Genomic DNA, 18792 nt, shown 5'->3' on the forward strand with positions numbered 1-18792 from the left:
CGTCCCCTGCCGGGGCCGACTCACTTTTCTTTGTCTTGCCAAAGAAAAGTAAGCAAAAGAAAGGCGCGCCCGAGATGGCGAAAGACTCCTTGAATTTCCGTAACCGGGCGGAGACGGGAAAAACTCGCTTCGCTCAAACAGTTTCCCGTCTTTTTTCCGCCCGCTTACAAAAATTCAAGGCGCCATCAAGGGCAGGGTACGGCCAAACCGTCGGGGGGTGTGCGTTGGTGTTCAGTCGCGCTTTGGCGGGTCGTAAGCGGGCCGTTGGTGTTCTGCTGGTTTCCGCATTGGCGATGAGTGGTTGCGCCGTCGGCCCCGACTTCAAGACGCCTGCCGTGCCTGTGGCGTCGGGCTACTCCGCGCAGCCTGTGCCGCGCGAGACGGCGTCGGCGCCTATCCCTGGTGGTGAAGCGCAGCATTTGGCTGATGCCAATGTGCCGGCCGATTGGTGGCACCTGTTTCAATCTCCCGCGCTTGATGCGTTGGTGGATGAAGCGCTGCGTGCCAGCCCATCGGTCACGCAGGCCGAGGCGCGCCTGCGCCAGGCCCAGGCCGAAGCCGAGGCGCAGTTCGGCTACGCGCTGCCCACGGTGGATGGCACCGTGTCCGCCGTGCGCCAGCAAGTCAACCCGGAAGCGTTCGGTTTCAATACGCCCAAGCCGGGGCCGTTCACCTTGTACTCGGCGTCGCTGTCGGTGTCGTATGCGTTGGACATCTTTGGCGGCGTGCGCCGGGCATTGGAAGCGTCGCGTGCGGAAGTGGATACGCAGCGCTATGAGTTGGAGGCTGCACGCCTGGCACTCGCCGGCAATGTGGTGACGTCGGTGGTGCGCATCGCCTCGCTCGATGCGCAGATCGCCACCACGCAGCGGCTGGTGGCCGAGCAGCGCAAGCAACTCCAGATTACCGAGCGGCGCTTGAACCTGGGTGGCGTGGCGAACGTTGACGTGCTTTCGCAGCGCACCCTCGTCGCGCAGACGGAGGCGACACTGCCGCCGCTCGCCCAGCAAGCCGCGCAGATGCGGCATCGGTTGTCGGTGCTGCTCGGTCGTGAGCCAGGGGTGGGGTTGCCGGACTTGCCCACGCTCGATGCCTTGCGCCTGCCAGACCCGCTGCCCGTGTCATTGCCGTCGACGCTCGCACAGCGCCGGCCCGACATCCGCGCGGCTGAGGCGATGTGGCACGAAGCCAGCGCCAACGTGGGCGTTGCCACGGCCAACCTGTTCCCGCGGATCACCTTGTCCGCAGGGTTGGGTTCTGAGACGACGGGTTTCCGCAATGTGCTGGGCGCCGGCTCCAGCATCTGGAACCTGGGCGCCGGGCTCACGCAGCCGATCTTCCATGGCGGCACCCTGCGCGCCAAGAAGCGCGAGGCCGAAGCCGCCTACGACGCAGCAGGCGCGGCGTACAAGCAGACCGTGTTGCAAGGCTTGCAGGAAGTGGCCGACGCCCTGCACGCCGTACACAACGACGCGCAAGCACTGCAGGCCCGGGCACTGGCAACCGATCAGGCACAACAGACATTGCGCGCCGCGGAAGCTCGCCACGCTGCCGGTGGTATCAGCACGCTCACGCTGCTGGACGCTCAGCGCCAGGTCGACCAGGCAACGCTGCAACAGGTACAGAGCCGCGCAGATCGTCTGCTGGACTCCGCCGCCCTGATGCAAGCACTAGGCGGTGGTTGGCAGCAATGAACGCTGCCGGCAACACGCGCATACAGATGGTGTGGCCGTACCCTGCCCTAGATGGCGCCTTGAATTTCTGTTGCAGGGAGGAAAAAGGAAGGGGAACTGTCTGAGCGCAGCGAGTTTTCCCCTTCCCCTCTCTGCGACATAAATTCAAGGGGAAGTCGCCATCTCGGGCGCGCCTTTCTTTGCTTACTTTCTTTGGCAAGACAAAGAAAGTGAGTCAGCCCCGGCAGGGGATGAAAGTGAGGTGAACCACCAAGCCCCAACCCTCCCCAAAAGCACCACCGCTCAAACAGCAGGCCGCAACAACCGCTGCTGATACGCCTGCAAATGCGCATAAGCCACGCGCAGGAGCGCAACATCCACCCCCAGCTTGCGCCCCCGCTGCAGCATGTCCCCGACGATATGCGCCGCCTCCACGCGGCCACCGTTCTCCAGATCCCGCAGCATGGATGCCGTCAGCGGTGACCCCACCTGCGTCAGCACCAACTGACCACGCTCACGCGCCTGTGTACGGATCGGGTAACCCGATGCCGCCGACACCGCCTGACACGCCGCAAACATCTCCTCATTCAGCGCACGCCCCTCATCCGTGGCAACAATCTCGCCCACGTTGGCCCGCATCAGGCACGTCATCGACGCCAGCGAGGTCAGGAAGGCAAACTTCTCCCACATGTCCTGCATCACGTTGTCGGCCAGCACCGTATCAAAGCTGGCGGTGGCAAACACGTTGCGGATCGCCTCGGTGCGCTCGCGCGGGGCGTGCGGCGTGCGCTCGCCAAAGGTGATGGACTGCGCCGCCGGGCCTTGTCCAAACCCCAGGTGCAGCACGGCACCGTCAGGCGCAGTGGTGGCGCTGATATGGCACAGGCCACCCAGCACGCGTGATTCGCCAAACGCGGCATCCAGCCGCTCCAGATGCGCCAGCCCGTTGAGCACCGGCAGCACGACAGTGCGCTCGCCCACCGTGGGGCGGATCGCGGCAATCGCATCGTCCAGGTCATAGGCCTTGCAGCTCAGCAGGATGAGATCCGCATGGCCCCAGGCACTGGCTTCATCGGCAGTAATGATCTGGACGGGCAACTGCGCATCACCCGCCGGGCTGCGGATCACCAGACCTTGCGCGCGCAATAGTGCCGCCCGCGCCGGGCGTACCAGAAAGGTCACGTCTGCGCCGGCCTGGGCGAGCCGTCCGCCGAAATAGCCGCCGGTGCCGCCGGCGCCGAGTACCAGAATCCGCATTGCTGTCTCCGTGTTGGGCAGGGGATGAAGCAAACGATTCTAGGCCGGTTCGTCCAAGCTTGCAGACGGTGCGCCCGCGTGGCGTCGGGGCACGCTAAAATACTGATTTTCCTCACGATTTGACGCCCGTTCGGCCATTATTCAGCGCTGGCGGGGTCAGCATGCCATGACGTTTTCCAATAACTTCCACCGCCTCGAAACCCGCCTGCAGTCGGCGGTCGGTCGCGCCATCGGCGACTTCAAGATGATCGAGGACGGCGACACCATCCTCGTATGCCTGTCCGGCGGCAAGGACTCGTACACGATGCTGTCGATCCTGATGGCCCTGCAAAAGCGCGCGCCCGTCAACTTCAAGCTGATCGCCATGAACCTCGATCAGAAGCAGCCGGGCTTTCCGGAAGAGGTGCTGCCCAACTACCTGAAGAAGACGGGGGTGGAGTACGTGATCGTCGAGGCGGACACGTATTCGATCGTCAAGGAGAAGGTGCCCGAGGGCAAGACCACGTGCTCGCTGTGCTCGCGCCTGCGCCGTGGCGTGATCTACCGCACCGCCAAGGAACTGGGCGCCAACAAGATCGCGTTGGGCCACCACCGCGACGACATCGTCAACACGTTCTTCCTGAACATGTTCTTTGGCGGCAAGATGAAGGCGATGCCGCCCAAGCTGGCCACCGACAATGGCGACCACATCGTCATCCGCCCACTGGCCTACTGCGCGGAAAAGGACATCGCCTCCTACGCCCGTGCGATGGAATTCCCGATCATCCCGTGCAACCTGTGCGGCTCGCAAGAGAACCTGCAGCGCAAGAAGGTCAAGGAGATGCTGCTGGAGTGGGAGCGCCAGACGCCGGGCCGTATTGACAACATCTTCGCGTCGCTGCAGAACGTGGTGCCGTCGCACCTGGCGGATACGGACCTGTTCGACTTCAACGGGCTGTCCACCGGCCTGGCGAAGATCAGTGAGGACGCGATGTTCGGGCAGACCTCGTACGATCAGGCGCCGCTGGTGTTTGCCGGCTCGCACGACGACCGCATCGAGTTCGTGCGCTTTGAGCGCAAGCCGTCCGACGCAGCGGCCGCCGACGAGGCTGCAGCAAGCTGATCGCTGCGTTCAGTTGTTCTGCGCCTGAGGCGCGGCGCCAGCCTCGCCCTCGCGCATCAGATCGCGTACGTCGTTGATCCAGCCTTGCAGGCGCTCGCGCGCATGCTGCTTCTGGCGCGGCGTGGTCAGGTTGGCGATGGTGATCAGCATGGCGGTATCGGCCTCGCGGCGCAGGCGCTGCTGCACACCACGCTCGCCCGGTGCCTGCTGCCACTGGTCGGCATAGGCAGTGAGCCATTGCACGACGGTCGCCTCATCCGGGCGAGCCTGCTGCACGCGGGCAATCAGCGCCAGCCACGCCTGCTGCCGCGCGATGCGCTCCTCATACCGGGCCGGGGTGCTGTCCACCATCGGGGCGATGGCCGTGCGGATGGCCTCTTCCTGCTCGGACGAGAAGTTGCCATACACGATTCGTGCGTCTTCCATCACTTTCTTGAGGCGTGCCTGCATGCGTTCCTGGGCGTCGCTGCCCAGATAGCGGCGCTGGTAGTTCTCGTTGCTTTCGGCCTGCTTCTTTTGCACGTGCGCAAGCTGGGCAGGCGTGGTGCTCAGCAGCAAACGGGCGATATCGGGCTTGGCCTGGTCAAAGGCGGCGCGCCCGAACTGCTGGAAGGCGTCCTGGTATGCGCGCATCTGCTGCGCTGTCATGGGCTGCTGCAATTCATCCTGCGCACGCCGCAGGAGCGCTGCCACGCGCGGCAGCTGGTCTTGCCGGTGCCAGGCAAAGAAGCGCGTGATGGCCTCGCGCGTGGGGCCGGTCTGGGCGTCCTGCAGGTCAAACTGGCCGTCGATCCACCAATAGGTCAGTCGCGCCCCCTGGCTGTAGCCCACTTTCACGGTGCTGCACGCCTGCAGGCAGGCCAACGAGACGACCGCCGCCAGCACGACCAGCCAGCGGCCTAGCCGGCCTGGCAATGGCGCAATTGCAACAATTCGACCATTTGACGGGTTCAGTTGGGGGGTAGGCCCCATGCTAAAATTTTTCATCTGTGTCTTATCCGCCGCAAATGCGCCCCATAGAAGGGTTTGCAGGCGGTTCAGCCAACTTGAGGGGAGGTGGCGGGCAGCAGGTTCCGGGTGGCCATGTGCGTGCTTGGGACACCGCCGCAGGCTATCGCTTCGAGTCACTCTAGGAACCTCCTTGTGAATATCGTCATCCTTGCCGCCGGCATGGGCAAACGCATGCGTTCCGCCCTGCCGAAAGTGCTGCATCCGCTGGCCGGCAAACCGCTGCTGGCCCACGTGATCGAAACCGCGCGGTCCATGTCGCCGACACGCCTGGTGGTGGTGGTCGGCCACGGCGGCGAGCGCGTGCGTGAGATGGTCGGCGCGCCCGATGTCACCTTCGCGACGCAAGAACAGCAGCTCGGTACCGGCCACGCCGTCATGCAGGCAGTCGACCAACTCGATGAGAGCGTGCCCACCCTGGTGCTCTACGGCGACGTGCCGCTCACCCGTGCAGAAACGCTGGGCGCGCTGGTTGGCGCGGCCGGCCAGGACCACCTGGGCGTGCTGACCGTGCACCTGGATGACCCGACCGGCTATGGCCGCATCGTGCGCGACGCAGCCGGCCGCATCACCCGTATCGTCGAGCAGAAGGACGCCAACGAAACGCAGCTTGCCATTCACGAGGTCAACACCGGTATCTTGGTGTGCCCGACGGCCAAGCTCAAGACGTGGCTGGCCACGCTGTCCAACAACAACGCGCAGGGTGAGTACTACCTGACCGACGTGATCGAGCGCGCCGCCACCGATGGCGTGCCCATCACCTCCGCGCACCCGCTGGCCGAATGGGAAACGCTCGGCGTCAACAGCAAGGTGCAACTGGCCGAGCTGGAACGCATTCACCAGCGCAACCTCGCGCAGCAACTGCTGGAAGACGGCGTCACGCTCGTCGACCCGGCGCGCATCGACGTTCGCGGCAAGCTGTCGTGCGGGCGCGATGTGGTGATCGACGTCAACTGCATCTTTGAGGGCAACGTCACGCTGGGCGACGGTGTGCACATCGGCGCCAACGCGGTGATCCGTAACGCGGCCATCGACGCCGGCGCAGAGATTCTGCCGTTCTGCCACATCGAGCAGGCCAAGGTTGGCGCTGACTCGCGCATCGGCCCGTACGCGCGCCTGCGCCCGGGCACCGAGCTGGCCGAAGATGTGCACATCGGCAACTTTGTCGAGGTGAAGAACAGCCAGGTGGCCGCGCACAGCAAGGCCAACCACCTCGCCTATGTGGGCGATGCCACGGTGGGTTCGCGCGTGAACATCGGCGCGGGCACGATCACTTGCAACTACGACGGCGCGAACAAGTTCCGCACCATCATCGAAGACGATGCCTTCATCGGCTCCGACACGCAGCTCGTGGCGCCGGTGCGCGTGGGCAAGGGTGCCACGCTGGGTGCCGGCACGACGCTGACCAAGGATGCGCCGGAGGGCAAGCTGACGGTCTCGCGTGCGCGCCAAGTCACCATTGATAGCTGGCAGCGCCCAGTCAAGCAGAAGAAGGACGCCTGACAGCTGTTCTCCTGCGCCGAACAGCGGATGCCGCTGCGGCGCACGAGCATCGATACTGAATGCATACCGAGTGCGGCGCACAACGGCGCCGTGCTCAAACTGGAGAAATCAACATGTGCGGTATCGTCGGCGCGGTGTCCACGCGCAATATCGTTCCCGTCCTGATCGAAGGACTGCGCCGCCTGGAATACCGCGGCTATGACTCGTGCGGCGTTGCCGTGCAGCGCGATGGCCAGCTTGAGCGCGCGCGCACCGTGTCGCGCGTGGCCGACCTCGACACCCAGGCGCAGACCAGCCACCTGGACGGCGCCATCGGCATCGCCCACACGCGCTGGGCCACGCACGGCAAGCCGGATACCGTCAACGCGCACCCGCACTTCTCGGGCGACACCATCGCCCTGGTGCACAACGGCATCATCGAGAACTACGAAGCGCTGCGCGACGAGCTCAAGGCTGTCGGCTACGGCTTTGAATCGCAGACCGACACCGAGGTGGTCGCCCACCTGATCCACCAAGCCTATACGTACCCGAGCAGCGCCACGCGCGGCAACCTGTTTGCCTCGGTGCGCGCGAGCGTCAAGCGCCTGCATGGCGCCTATGCCATTGCCGTGTTTGCCCGCGACAACCCCGACGTGGTGGTGGGCGCGCGTGCCGGCTCGCCGCTGGTGGTGGCCCTGGGCGAGAACGAATCGTTCCTCGCCTCCGACGCGCTGGCCGTAGCCGGCACGGCCAGCCGCATGGCCTATCTGGAAGAAGGCGACGTGGTGGAAATCACCCGCGAGGGTTTCACCGTGGTGGACGCGCACGACCACCCTGTCGAACGCGAGGTCAAGGAAGTCGGCACGTACGCAGCAGCGGTGGAACTCGGTCCGTTCCGCCACTTCATGCAGAAGGAAATCTTCGAGCAGCCGCGCGCCCTGGGCGACACGCTCGAAGGCATTCAGGGCTTTGGCCCCGATCTGTTCGGCCCGCGCGCAGCCGAGGTGCTCTCCAAGGTTGACAGCGTGCTGATCCTGGCCTGCGGTACGAGCTACTACTCGGGCTGCACCGCCAAGTACTGGCTGGAGTCGATCGCCAAGATTCCGACGCAGGTGGAAGTCGCCAGCGAATACCGTTACCGCGAGACGGTGCCCAACCCGAACGCGCTGGTCGTGGTGATCTCGCAATCGGGCGAGACCGCCGACACGCTGGCCGCACTGCGCCACGCACGCGAGCTGGGCCACAAGCACACGCTGGCCATCTGCAACGTGGCGACCAGCGCCATGGTGCGCGAGACTGAACTCAAGTTCCTCACGCGTGCCGGCACGGAAATCGGCGTGGCCTCCACCAAGGCATTCACCACGCAACTGGCCGCCCTGTACATGCTGTCGCTGACGTTTGCCAAGCTGCGCGGCCATCTGAGCGACGCGCAGGAGGAAGACGCCCTGCGCCACCTGCGCCACCTGCCGTCTGCATTGAACGCCGTGCTGGCGCTGGAGCCGCAGATCATTGCGTGGTCGGAAGAGTTTGCCCGTCGTGAGAACGCGCTGTTCCTGGGCCGAGGTCTGCACTACCCGATCGCCCTGGAAGGCGCGCTCAAGCTCAAGGAAATCTCGTACATCCACGCCGAGGCCTACCCGGCCGGTGAACTCAAGCACGGCCCGCTGGCACTGGTGACCGAACAGATGCCCGTGGTGACGGTGGCCCCGAACGACGCGCTGCTCGAGAAGCTCAAGTCCAACATCCAGGAAGTGCGCGCGCGCGGCGGCAAGCTGTACGTGTTTGCCGATGCCGATACGCAAATCCACTCCAGCGACGGCATCCAGGTGATCCGCATGCCGGAGCACTACGGCCAGCTCTCGCCGATCCTGCACGTGGTGCCGCTGCAGCTGCTGGCGTATCACACGGCACTGGCGCGTGGGACGGATGTGGATAAGCCGCGGAACCTCGCCAAGTCGGTCACAGTCGAGTAAACACGGTCGCTGTGCAAAAAAAAGCCGCTATCAACAGCGGCTTTTTTCTTTTGTCTGCGCGATTGGCGCCTGCCTTGCGGTGACTAAAGTGGTGAATTTCCTGAGGGTGTAGCGCTAAGCCCAGCTTGGCGCCGTCCGAGGGTGACAAAAAATCCGAGTCAAGCCCCTGCGCTGGCGCGCATTGAGACGGCGTCGTACCAGCGACGCAGGGCACGAAATTCCTCAGGGATCGACAGATCGATCGCCTTGGCTGCGAAGTCCACGGTGACGAGCAACGTGATGTCCGCCACCGAGAAACGCTCGCCAGCCGCGTAGGGAAACTCAGCCAGCCGCGCGTCCATGTCCGCGAAGAGGTTCTTCACGCGCTGCCTGCCGCGCTCAGTCAACGCGGGGATCTGCTCGTAGTCATGCGGTCCCGATATTGCGCGGCCTTTCAATCCAGCGACCTTGTTGCGGACCGCTTCCATCACGGCAGCGAATCCCTCCTGCTCGATGCGTCGATCCCACATCGAGATGACGGCCTGCTGCGCCGGCGTCGTGCCGAAGAGCGACGGCGTCGGATGGATGTCATCGAGGTAGCGGCTGATGACGGGCACTTCGCCGATGGCCGTGCCGTCATCCATGACCAGCGTCGGCACCACGCGGCGCGAATTGACGGCGCGGTAGGCGTCGCCATGCTGTTCGCCCTTGCCCAAGTCGACCGGGATCAACGTAGGTGTCAGGCCCTTCTCGGCCAGCAGGATGCGCACGCGGCGCGAATTGGGAGACGAGGTGGCGTGATAGAGCTTCATTTGAATTCCTTGAAAGATTAAAAGAGGGCGTGCGCGTCAGAGCTTGGAGCCGCCATCTACGCGCAGCGTGTCGCCGGTGATCCAGCGCGCCTGGTCTGAAGCCAAGAATGCGACGGCGCTGGCGATGTCTTCGGGTTGGGCCAGGCGTTGCAGGGCCTGCATGCCCAGGGTCGCCTCGCGGCCAGCGTCGGTCTTGGTGAAGCTGGACATCTCGGTCTCGACGACGCCGGGCGCCACCGCGTTGACGCGGATGCCGCGCGGGCCGAGCGCCGCAGCCCAGTGCTTCACCAGCGTATCGATCGCGCCCTTGGTGGCTGAGTACGCGGAGAGCGTGCCGACCGAAGCGTGCGCCGCCAGGGAGGACAGCAGGACGATGCTGCTGCCCTTGCACAGTGCGGGCAGCAGTTGCTGCACGAGGAAATACGGTGCACGCACATTGACGGCGAAGAGTGCGTCAAAGTCCTCGACCGTCGTCTCCTCAAGCGTCGCGGCCTTGGCGATGCCGGCGTTGGCTACCAGCACGTCCAGCCGTCCACCGATGATGGCGCGAACACGCTCGGCCAATTGGTGAGGGCCTTCCGATGTGCGCAGGTCCGCCGCGATCTTCTCGGCCTTGCCGCCGACGCGGCGAATCTCGTCGACGACCGCGGCCGCCTCTTTCTCGCCGCTGCCAAAGTGGACCAGGACCTGGGCGCCGGCCGCGGCCAATGCCAGCGCGGTGGCGCGGCCGATTCCGCGCGAGGCGCCGGTAACGAGCGCCGTCTTGCCTGTGAGTGAGTTCATGATGGGGATCTCCAAAGACGTTGCGCGTTCATTCAGGACAGGAACTGTTCGGCGTGCGCGACGAAGCGGTCCGGGTACTGATAGATCGAGCCGTGGTTGGCGTCGGGGTAGATCACCAGCTCCGCGTTTGGCAGGTGCTGTTGCAACGTGACCGAGTGGGCCGTCGGGATGATCACGTCGTTGCTGCCCTGAACGACCAGCGTGGGCTGCTTGATCGCCTTCAGGTAGGCCAGCGCGCTCTCATCCGACGAGATCCACTTGCCGATCGCTTCGCCCTGGGCAGCGACGGTCTGCGCGCTCACTTCCGGATCGCGATCCTTGCGAAGCCACTTGCGTTCCAGGAAGGCGAGCCCAGCCTTCTGACTGGCCTCGGACGGTGCGAAGTGCACCGCCAGCCACAGATGTTCAGGCGGCTCGTAGCTGCGGGCGAAGATCTCTGCCGAACGGCTGGCCGTCATGTCGTTGCCGCGGTAGCCCGTGCCGACGAGGATGATCTTGCGGACGAGATCACCCCCCTGCAGTGCGATCTCTTGTGCGACAAAGCCGCCAATCGAGATGCCCAGCACATCCACTTGCTCCAGGCCGAGCGCGCGGATGAAGGCAATCGCGTTGGCGCCCATCTCCGGGAAGCTGGTCGGCGTCTGGCCGGATGAGCTGGACACGCCGGCGTTGTTGAAGAGGATCACCTCACGCGTCTGGGCCAGGCCATCGGTTACGGCCGGGTCCCAATAATCCATGGTGCCGGTGTAGTGCTGGTTGAAAACAATCGGCACGCCTCCCGACTTGCCGAACCGGCGATAGGCGAAGCGGATGCCGTTGGCCTCGACGTATTGAGTCGGGGCGGTGTGGTGAGTGAAGGTAGACATGGTCGTGTTCCTGATGAGGTTGGCGCAATCCTTGAGCAGGCAAAGCGCTGCCCGGCCCCGGTGCAAACCGGGGCGTTGCGTGGATGACGAGAAGGGCCGCGCCGGCTTGGCGCGGCTCAGATCAGCCGGCGGTCTTGCCGCCGTCGACCGTGACGATCTGGCCGGTCACGAAGGCTGCGGCCTCCGAGGCCAGAAAGCGTACGGCCGCCGCGATCTCAGCCGGCTTGCCGACGCGACCCAGCGGCACGCCCGAAGCGAGTGCGGCCTTGTTCTCCGGTGTGCCGGTGAAGCGGTCCAACATGCCGGTATCGGTTGGTCCGGGGGCCACGGCGTTGACGCGAACGCCCGAGGCAGCCACTTCGAGTGCGGCCGACTTGGTCATGCCTTCGACCGCGTGCTTGCTGCCGGCGTACACCGACGCATAAGCCGCACCTTCGTGTCCATAGGTCGACGAGATGTTGACGATGCTGCCGCTGCCCTGGGCGGTCATCACGCGCAGCTCATGCTTCATGCTCAGCAGCGTGCCCAGCACGTTGGTGTCGAAGGTGGCGGCGTAGCTGTCAGCGGTCTGGTTGACGATCAGGCCGGGCTGGCCTTCGGTGCCGGCGTTGTTGACGGCCACGTCAAGGCGGCCGAAGTGGGCCACGGTCTGGTCCACCAGATCCTGAACCTCGCGGTCGTGCCGGACGTCGGCCTGGATGAAGTGGGCGTCGGCGCCCAACTGACGGAGTTCGGACTCCAGCGCCTTGCCTTCGGCCGGCCGACGGCCGGAGATGACGAGACGGGCGCCGCTGTCGGCGAATGCCAGGGCGGTGGCGCGGCCGATGCCGGTCAGCGCGCCGGTGATGAGAATGACGGGATGGTTCATGATAGGTTCCTTGAGGTATGACTTTGGATGCATGGGGCGAGGGGCCGTTTCCGTTGTCTGGAAGCCGCTGCCCCCGTCGCCATGGAAGAGAATTTAGGGATTCCCGCCCCGGAACAAAAAGACTTTGTAAGCTGGTGGGCATGCCTGAAATGCATGGGGCCACGTATGGAACTGAGACATCTGCGCTACTTCATCGCCGTGGCCGAGACCGGCAGCCTGACGGTGGCTGCCGAGCGGCGGTTGCACACCTCCCAGCCTTCACTGAGCCGGCAGATCCGCGATCTGGAGGACCAAGTGGGTGTGGAGCTGCTGCGCCGCAGCGCGCGCGGTGTCGAACTGACGCCAGCGGGGAAGGCCTTCATCGATCACGCGCGATTGGCGCTGAGCCAGGTCGATGCGGCAATCGAGGCCGCGCGTCGGGCAGCGCAGCCGAGCAAGCAGCGCTTCGCGCTGGGTTTCCTGACGGGACAGGAGATGACCTGGCTGCCGAAAGCGCTGCACCTGCTGCGCGATGAGCTGCCGAATATCGACGTGACGGTCTCCAGCGATTACTCGCCAGACCTGGCGGATGCCTTGGCGCGAGGCCGGCTGGACCTGGCTTTTCTGCGCGCCGAGCCGGGCTTTGATCTGGACTACACAACGGTCGGGCGCGAGCCCCTGGTCGTGTTGATGCCGAGCGACCATGCACTGGCCGCGCAAGAGCGCATCCGACCGCAACAACTGGTGGGGCAGCCCTTTGTGGGGATGGCCAACAAGGCTCGGGTGCTGCGTGCGGTTGTGGAGGACTATCTGCAGCGCGAAGGCGTGTCGCTGACGCCCACGCAAGGTGTGGACAACCCGGCAATGGTGATGTCGCTGGTGGCCTCGACGCGGGGGCTTGCGCTGATTCCCGACTATGTGGAGAACCTGCTGCCGTGGTCCGTGGTGAGCCGGCCGCTGGCGGGAGACGTGCCAATGATCGATCTCGTCGTCGGCCACAGTCGATCCAACGCTTCACCGATCCTCAAGCTGTTCTTGTCCCGCCTAAGCGAACTGGCCCAGCGGGCGCCGGACGAGCAACGCCGCTAAGAACCCCTTAGGGGCAGGCGGCTGTCGACCTGCGGCCGCCTGACAAATCCGAACCACCCATGCATCGCGCGAAACAGTAGGTGATGCAGTCGGGCTGCCTATTCATTGCATGAGCAAGCTTGTTGCCCGACAAGGTTGCATCCAGCCGGAACAACGAGATTCAAACACCATGTGGTGATGTGCTGAATGCGGGCGATTTCCAGTTCGCGCCAGCTTGCGCCTCCACAAATTCAATGACCTGCCTGTTTCAGCCGTGACACAAAAATGCGTGCTTGAGCAGTGTGTTGCCCTTGAGGGCGGGCGCATTCCTAGGGAAATCAAGGTGTTAATCGCCCTGGCACAGATGTCGCTCTATGCCCTGCGGGGAGGAGCCAGCCATGCCAACAATCACCTCGCGGCGCCATGCTTGGCGCGTGGCGATCTACTGCGCGATTGAGCCAATCGCACTGGCTGCCGGTTTTGCAATGATGCTTGCCGGCGCGCCGGTATTCGCAGACGAGGGCGACATCATCGTGCAACGCGATGTTACGCCGCGCATCGCCTATCGGGGCGTGTCCACCGAGTCTTTACCGGTGCGCACTGCGGTCAGCCCGTTTCCTACCCAGGCATTCAATCAGTCGGTTGGGTCGGTCATGTCTGTGCTCTCTGACGGAGAACTCAGCACGTCACATGCATCTGCCGCCAACACCACCGCCGGATTGCAGCGTGTGCTGACTTCGCAGTCGAGTGGGGTGCAGCCCGCAGCGGGCGGGCTCGCAGTCGGAACCGCCGTAGGTGGTGCGGCCGTTGGCGGTGTGGGTGGCCAAGTGATGCAGGCTACGGCCGGCATCGCTTCGCAGATCAGCGGTGCGTTGGCACCGCTCTCACGAGGTGGTCAGCCGTGAAATCGCTAACGCTGCCCCACGTTGTGGTGGCGATGAGCATCGTGGCGACCGGCGCGGCATGGGCCCAGGGGACACCGCTGTCTGCCGCGATCGATGGGGGTGCCGCTGCCAACACGGCCGGACGCATCGCCGTCAATCAGGTGTCGGGGGGCGGTAACGCCCAGGCAAACCTGGCGGCCTTGTCGACCGATGCAGCCGGCGTCGTGTCATCACAGGTTGTCGGGCGAGCCGCACCCGGCCTGTCGGCATCGAGCCGCCTGGCGGGGGCGTCCTTCAATGGCGCGGCGGGGCTGGTGTCGATCAACCAAGCCAGCGGTGCCGGCAATGCGCAAGTGAACGTCGCGGTAATAGCCCCCACCGCTTCCGTTATGCAACAGCAATCCCACCACATTGAGCCACTTGCCGACAGCGCGCTGTCTGGCGTGGCAGTGCAGTCTCGTCGTCAGGATGCCGCGCCCGCGGCGGAGGGTAGGCAAGACGCGTCGATCGCATCGACCGCGTTGCGCAATACCTCCGGCGTTGTGCAGGTGAACCAGGCGGCAGGAACGGGGAATGTCGTATCCAACGTCTTTGTGCTCCGTCCCCCGGCGGGCACTCTTTTTTAACAGCAACAAAGGAAGGGAGATCACCATGAAAGCCAAACTGACTGCCATTGCTGTACTCGCCCTGCTTGCTGCAGGTGCCGCCCAGGCCCAGAGCCGCGACGAAGGTCCGCGCTCTTCCGGGGCGGTCATCAGCAACGTGACCGAGATCAGCAATGACATCTATGTGCGGGGCTACGGCCTGGCACTGGGTTTTGTGCCGTTCAGCTCGGAATCGTCGGCCGTTGTCGATTCCACGCAGAGCAGCAACAACAACTCGGTCGACCTGCCGCGCGGCAGCAACACGGCGACGGTTGATGGACAAGCGCTCAAGGGCGCGCAGGGTGCGGTGGGCGTGAACGTAACGTCAGGCGCAGGCAACGTCCAGTCCAACGACGTGGCACTGGCTGCAGTGGATGCCGGCAAGGTGTTCGCCTCCGCGCAGGTGTTCAACACCCAGTCGGACCCGGGTGAGTCTCTGTCAATCGGCAATGCCGTCAACAAGGCATCGCTGGGCGGCAGCGCACTCAACGGCGCTAAGGGCACCATTGGCGTGAACATCGCCGCAGGTGCAGGCGAGCTGCAAGAAAACGGCATGGCGGCATCGACCAACAGCTCGGGCCGTATCGCCAAGGCAACCGACTACAACAAGCAGTCGGCCGACAACAACTCGCTGCGTCTGAATGGTTGCGATCCGACCAATGTTGCATCGCTGAACGGTACCGCGCTGATGAACGCCATGGGCAATATCGGCGTGAACATCGCCGCTGGCGCGGGTAACCTGCAGCACAACGGTCTGGCAATCGCCACCGCCAAGGGCGCGAACTAAAGCAACGTCCGTTCACCCGGCCGTGAGCCAGCGGTCGGGTGTCTGGTCCCCTTGGGGGGGGAGTCATGCGACTGAACCGGCGATCAATGGGCACGATTGGGTTGTGTCTCCTCTGCACATGCGGCTTGTGGGCAGCACAGGCAGGCGCCCAGGAGAGCGCGATCGCGTTACGCGCGGATAGTGAGATGCCGTTGAACAAGCCGGTCAAGAGTATGGCGGAGCTACGCTATCGCAGCGTCATGCGCCAGCAGCAGGATTTCAGTTGTGGGGCTGCCGCGGTCGGCACGTTGCTGCGCTATGCCTATGGCATGGACATCGACGAGCGCCGTGTCATTGCCGACATGATGAACGTGAGCGACCCGAAGCAGGTCGCCGAGCAGGGATTCTCCATGCTCGATATGCGCAACTACGTGCAGACACTGGGCTTTCGTGGCCGAGGCTACCGTGTCGACATGGCGGCGTTGCGTGATCTGGCGATCCCGGTGATCGTCTTGCTGAGCGTGAACGGGTACCAACACTTCGTGGTCGTCAAACGTGCGGCCCAGGGGCGGGTGTTCATCGCCGACCCTGCACTGGGTAACCGCATCATGCAGGAGTGGGAATTTGCGCCTGCGTGGAACGGCCTTGTATTCGCAATTGTCGGCGACGTGTCCGTCCAGGCCGATTCCGGATTGATGCAGACCAATGCTCCTACCTTGCGTGCGCGTGAGAATGCCGCGTTCTCCGGTGGGGCGCTGCCGATCCAGATGGAATTCGGGCCTGCTCGGTGGGACCTGTTCTGATGAAAACCAAGACACTCGCATGGATGCTGCCGCTGGCGTATGCCGGCTGGTGTACCGGCGCCAGCGCTGGGACGCTTCCCAACCTTGCCGAGGCGTCCGACGCGCACGACAGTGCCGTGTTGTTTCATTCCGGTACCGTTGTCGAGCTGGCCGATGATGGCGAGCTGGCCCAACAGCGCGGCAAATACCTGGGCGCAAGCATCGTTAGCGGCTTCATGATTGAAATGGCCTCGCAATGGCGCAACGAGGCCGGACAGGCAGCGGCTGAAGCCCGAATACTGGCGACCAACCTGCGCAGCAGTACCGCCAATGTTGCGGTGAGCACGCAGGCATCCGTGCAGATGGGCGCTGGCGCCCTGGCAGGCGCCTCGTCCGGGGCGACCGCCTCGGGTGGGGCTGGGGTACAGGTCAATGGTGTCGGCCAGGTGACACAGGTGGCTGGCAACAACAATCTGGCCAGTAACACCACATCCATCTCGATGCAGGCCGCTCCATTGCCTACACTGCCTTCGGGCAGTGCGTTGGCGACGGCGGCACAGAACGGATTTACCGCTCAGGCCCAGGCGGGCGCGGGCGGCGTGCAGGTTGCCATCACCAGCCCGATGGGCGTTGCCTCGCAGTCGGTGACACCCAATCTGGCCGGGGCGGCGGGGAGCGTGATGCAGGTGGCGCAAATGGCGGGCAATGCGCAGCTGATTGCCAACCAGTTGTCGATCCAGCTGCAGATCCAGACGATGTCGCGCCAACAGCTGGCTCAGATCGGCGTGGCGCAGGCATTGCAGGCGGTGGCGGGTTTACGCCGCTAGACGTGGCGAGGCAGAATTCCCTATAACAGCGCAATAAAAGAACGCACAGGCAGGCAGTGAGAGTCGGCGCTTGGCAATTGGGCCTGCGCGCCGAAATGGAGGCTCTTCAGCCTCCGCCTTGCTTTCCGGGGGGAAACATGGGACACCGACGCACGGCAGTGGCGTGGGCAGTGGCATGTTGGTCGTTGCTTCCTGCAGCGGCTTGGGCGCAGTCGGCACAGTCCGACGACAGCTCCTTCGACGCGCGGCTGGCGCGCCTGCAGCGCATCATTGAACGGCAGCAAAAGATCATTGACGCGTTGGAAGAGCGTGTCGGCGATCTAGAGCTTGTGCGTGTACGTGGGCGAGGTGTCGGCGGTGGCAACACACAGGCACCGGCGGCGGCTTCAACGACAGCAACACAATCGCCTTCGGGTGCACTGGTTGCCCAATCTGGCAGCACGGCGCCCGCATCGGAAAGCACAACCGCCGCCCGCCCCGATCCCAATGACAAGCCGCGCATCCAGAGCAAGGACCTCGTCTTCCAATCTGAGCATGCTCCGCTATTCGAGCGACGTTTCACGCTCGATACCGGCATCAGCTACAGCTACTACGATCGCCGCAATCTCGCGCTTTCGGGCTTTCTGGCGTTGGATGCGATCTTCCTCGGGCAGATCAACCTGGTCCAGACCAAGGCCAATGTCACCACCTTCGATATCACCGGCCGCTACGGCTTTAGCGATCGGCTGAGTGCGGATTTCACGGTGCCGGCGGTGTACCGTTCCAGCACGTTCTTCAGCGGTGGGGCGGGCGGGGCGTCGAGCACGGTCAGCGAGGCAGACAAGTCCTCCGCCGGCCTGGGCGATGTAAGCGCGGGCATCTACTACCAGCTCGTCAAGGAGTCGGCCGACTGGCCGGACATTGTTGGCAGCTTCCGTGTACGCGCGCCGACCGGGCGCTCGCCATTTGGCATCAAGCTGATCCAGGCCGACAGCAATAACAACAACCTGATCATCGACCAGCAACTGCCCACGGGCAACGGTGTGTGGAGCGGCACGCTGGGCATGTCGTTTCTGAAGACGTACGACCCGGTGGTGCTGTTTGCCAATGCCAGCTACACGTACTTTGTGCCGCGCTCGTTTGCCGACCTCTCGTCCACGGCGGGCGTGGTGCAGCCGGGCAAAGTCAAGCTGGGCGATACCATCACGTTGGGCGGGGGGCTGGCGCTGGCACTGAACGACCGCACAGCGCTGACGATGGCGTATAGCACCGCGTTCTCGGGCAACACCCACATCACGCCGGACGGCGGTGCGGAGCAATCGGTCGTAGGCAGCAAGACCAACGTGGGCACGATGACGTTCGGCATCAGCCATGTGCTGACCAAGAATCTGTCGATCAGCGCCACATTGGCGATGGGTCTGACACCGGATGCCCCGAACTATGTCTTCACGCTGCGCTTCCCATACACGTGGTAGCGGCATGCGTTGGTGTCCCGGCGTATGCCACGGTGCCACCCCGCACTCGGCCAGGGGTGTTGTTGGCCTGTTTGATGTGATCGGTATCGATCATCGGTCGGCACGGCGTGTGGAGCGTCTTGGCGCGCGGCATGTCGGGTGTTTTAAGCGCGTGCGCGCTTGATGGCGCCCTGTATGCTGCCATGGCGTCTCTTTCGATGTTTCGAGGCGCATTCGTTGCCGACAATCTGGGAGACCTCCGCGTGTTCTATTTCCTCAACAAGGTGCTGCTGCTGGTTGTGTATGGCATTGCGCTGGGCAGCTATCTGACGGCGCTGCCGCTGTCGCCGGACGTCATCTATTGGGTGCGCATCATCGCTGTGGTGCTGCTGGCTGCGCATCTGCTCGAAGTGGCGTTCTGCTTCCGCAAGGTCGCGCTGCACAAGGGGCCCCTGCTCGACAGTGTGTTGCTGACCATGTTGTTTGGCTTCCTGCACTGGAAGCCGATGGCGGATGCCGCCCGAAACGCGCGCTGATCGCCTCTCGCACGCCTAGCCGCAACCGCCATCGCGGGCTACTCTGTTCGAGTCATCCCCCACACACGCT

The 18792-nt window shown here is 64.3% G+C and carries 18 protein-coding genes; 12 read left to right on the forward strand and 6 right to left on the reverse strand.

The genetic code is table 11. From position 1 onward, the window contains the following. The first annotated feature begins 272 nt into the window (after nucleotides 1–272). Nucleotides 273–1694: an efflux transporter outer membrane subunit gene (locus F7R11_RS03220; protein WP_390624367.1), complete on the forward strand. Its 1422-nt coding sequence runs from the start codon at nucleotides 273–275 to the stop codon at nucleotides 1692–1694. 282 nt (nucleotides 1695–1976) lie between these two features. Here F7R11_RS03220 and panE read toward each other — a convergent pair whose 3' ends face one another. Further along, complete coding sequence (panE, locus tag F7R11_RS03225) at nucleotides 1977–2930, reverse strand: 2-dehydropantoate 2-reductase (protein WP_064801145.1); 954 nt, start codon at nucleotides 2928–2930, stop codon at nucleotides 1977–1979. Between the two features lie 166 nt (nucleotides 2931–3096). Here panE and ttcA point away from each other — a divergent pair, with 166 nt between their 5' ends. Then, nucleotides 3097–4032: a tRNA 2-thiocytidine(32) synthetase TtcA gene (gene ttcA / locus F7R11_RS03230; protein ID WP_064801147.1), complete on the forward strand. Its 936-nt coding sequence runs from the start codon at nucleotides 3097–3099 to the stop codon at nucleotides 4030–4032. A 9-nt stretch (nucleotides 4033–4041) separates the two neighbouring features. Here the strand turns inward: ttcA and F7R11_RS03235 are convergent, their stop codons facing one another. Continuing rightward, nucleotides 4042–5004: a DUF6279 family lipoprotein gene (locus tag F7R11_RS03235; protein ID WP_064801150.1), complete on the reverse strand. Its 963-nt coding sequence runs from the start codon at nucleotides 5002–5004 to the stop codon at nucleotides 4042–4044. A gap of 171 nt (nucleotides 5005–5175) precedes the next feature. Between F7R11_RS03235 and glmU the strand changes: the two genes are divergently transcribed. Continuing rightward, nucleotides 5176–6543, forward strand: a complete 1368-nt coding sequence (gene glmU, locus F7R11_RS03240) for a bifunctional UDP-N-acetylglucosamine diphosphorylase/glucosamine-1-phosphate N-acetyltransferase GlmU (RefSeq protein WP_064801152.1) — start codon at nucleotides 5176–5178, stop codon at nucleotides 6541–6543. Between the two features lie 113 nt (nucleotides 6544–6656). Then, a complete protein-coding gene (glmS, locus tag F7R11_RS03245; protein WP_064801154.1) occupies nucleotides 6657–8495 on the forward strand; it encodes a glutamine--fructose-6-phosphate transaminase (isomerizing) in 1839 nt (612 codons plus the stop codon). 158 nt (nucleotides 8496–8653) lie between these two features. Here glmS and F7R11_RS03250 read toward each other — a convergent pair whose 3' ends face one another. From F7R11_RS03250 to F7R11_RS03265, 4 genes are all read right to left on the reverse strand, one after another. Next, nucleotides 8654–9286, reverse strand: a complete 633-nt coding sequence (locus F7R11_RS03250; protein ID WP_064801155.1) for a glutathione S-transferase family protein — start codon at nucleotides 9284–9286, stop codon at nucleotides 8654–8656. 36 nt (nucleotides 9287–9322) lie between these two features. Next, complete coding sequence (locus F7R11_RS03255) at nucleotides 9323–10069, reverse strand: SDR family NAD(P)-dependent oxidoreductase (RefSeq protein WP_064801157.1); 747 nt, start codon at nucleotides 10067–10069, stop codon at nucleotides 9323–9325. Nucleotides 10070–10101: 32 nt separating this feature from the next. Beyond that, the gene (locus F7R11_RS03260; protein WP_064801159.1) at nucleotides 10102–10935 is read right to left on the reverse strand and encodes an alpha/beta fold hydrolase; all 834 of its coding nucleotides are present in this window, start codon (nucleotides 10933–10935) and stop codon (nucleotides 10102–10104) included. Nucleotides 10936–11056: 121 nt separating this feature from the next. Then, nucleotides 11057–11803: an SDR family NAD(P)-dependent oxidoreductase gene (locus F7R11_RS03265; protein ID WP_064801161.1), complete on the reverse strand. Its 747-nt coding sequence runs from the start codon at nucleotides 11801–11803 to the stop codon at nucleotides 11057–11059. A gap of 165 nt (nucleotides 11804–11968) precedes the next feature. On the opposite strand from F7R11_RS03265, the gene F7R11_RS03270 reads away from it, so the two are divergent. From F7R11_RS03270 to F7R11_RS03305, 8 genes are all read left to right on the forward strand, one after another. Then, a complete protein-coding gene (locus F7R11_RS03270; RefSeq protein ID WP_021196139.1) occupies nucleotides 11969–12871 on the forward strand; it encodes a LysR family transcriptional regulator in 903 nt (300 codons plus the stop codon). 377 nt (nucleotides 12872–13248) lie between these two features. Beyond that, nucleotides 13249–13755 carry a hypothetical protein gene (locus tag F7R11_RS03275; RefSeq protein WP_064801163.1) on the forward strand — a complete coding sequence of 169 codons (507 nt, stop codon included), beginning with the start codon at nucleotides 13249–13251 and terminating at the stop codon, nucleotides 13753–13755. Between the two features lie 32 nt (nucleotides 13756–13787). Beyond that, nucleotides 13788–14360 carry a hypothetical protein gene (locus F7R11_RS03280; RefSeq protein ID WP_249042858.1) on the forward strand — a complete coding sequence of 191 codons (573 nt, stop codon included), beginning with the start codon at nucleotides 13788–13790 and terminating at the stop codon, nucleotides 14358–14360. A 25-nt stretch (nucleotides 14361–14385) separates the two neighbouring features. After that, nucleotides 14386–15165 (forward strand): hypothetical protein, encoded by a 780-nt coding sequence (locus F7R11_RS03285; RefSeq protein ID WP_064801167.1) that lies wholly within the window; start codon nucleotides 14386–14388, stop codon nucleotides 15163–15165. 65 nt (nucleotides 15166–15230) lie between these two features. Then, complete coding sequence (locus tag F7R11_RS03290) at nucleotides 15231–15947, forward strand: C39 family peptidase (protein ID WP_064801169.1); 717 nt, start codon at nucleotides 15231–15233, stop codon at nucleotides 15945–15947. Next, nucleotides 15947–16753: a hypothetical protein gene (locus F7R11_RS03295; protein ID WP_064801171.1), complete on the forward strand. Its 807-nt coding sequence runs from the start codon at nucleotides 15947–15949 to the stop codon at nucleotides 16751–16753. Before F7R11_RS03290 ends, F7R11_RS03295 begins: the two co-directional genes overlap by 1 nt. A gap of 137 nt (nucleotides 16754–16890) precedes the next feature. Continuing rightward, entirely contained in the window at nucleotides 16891–18207 is a 1317-nt protein-coding gene (locus F7R11_RS03300; RefSeq protein ID WP_064801173.1) for a hypothetical protein, read from the forward strand. 242 nt (nucleotides 18208–18449) lie between these two features. Then, a complete protein-coding gene (locus tag F7R11_RS03305; RefSeq protein ID WP_064806112.1) occupies nucleotides 18450–18722 on the forward strand; it encodes a DUF1145 domain-containing protein in 273 nt (90 codons plus the stop codon). The last annotated feature ends 70 nt before the right edge of the window (nucleotides 18723–18792 follow it).

The sequence above is a fragment of the Ralstonia insidiosa genome, from assembly GCF_008801405.1.
Taxonomy (GTDB): Bacteria; Pseudomonadota; Gammaproteobacteria; order Burkholderiales; family Burkholderiaceae; genus Ralstonia; species Ralstonia insidiosa.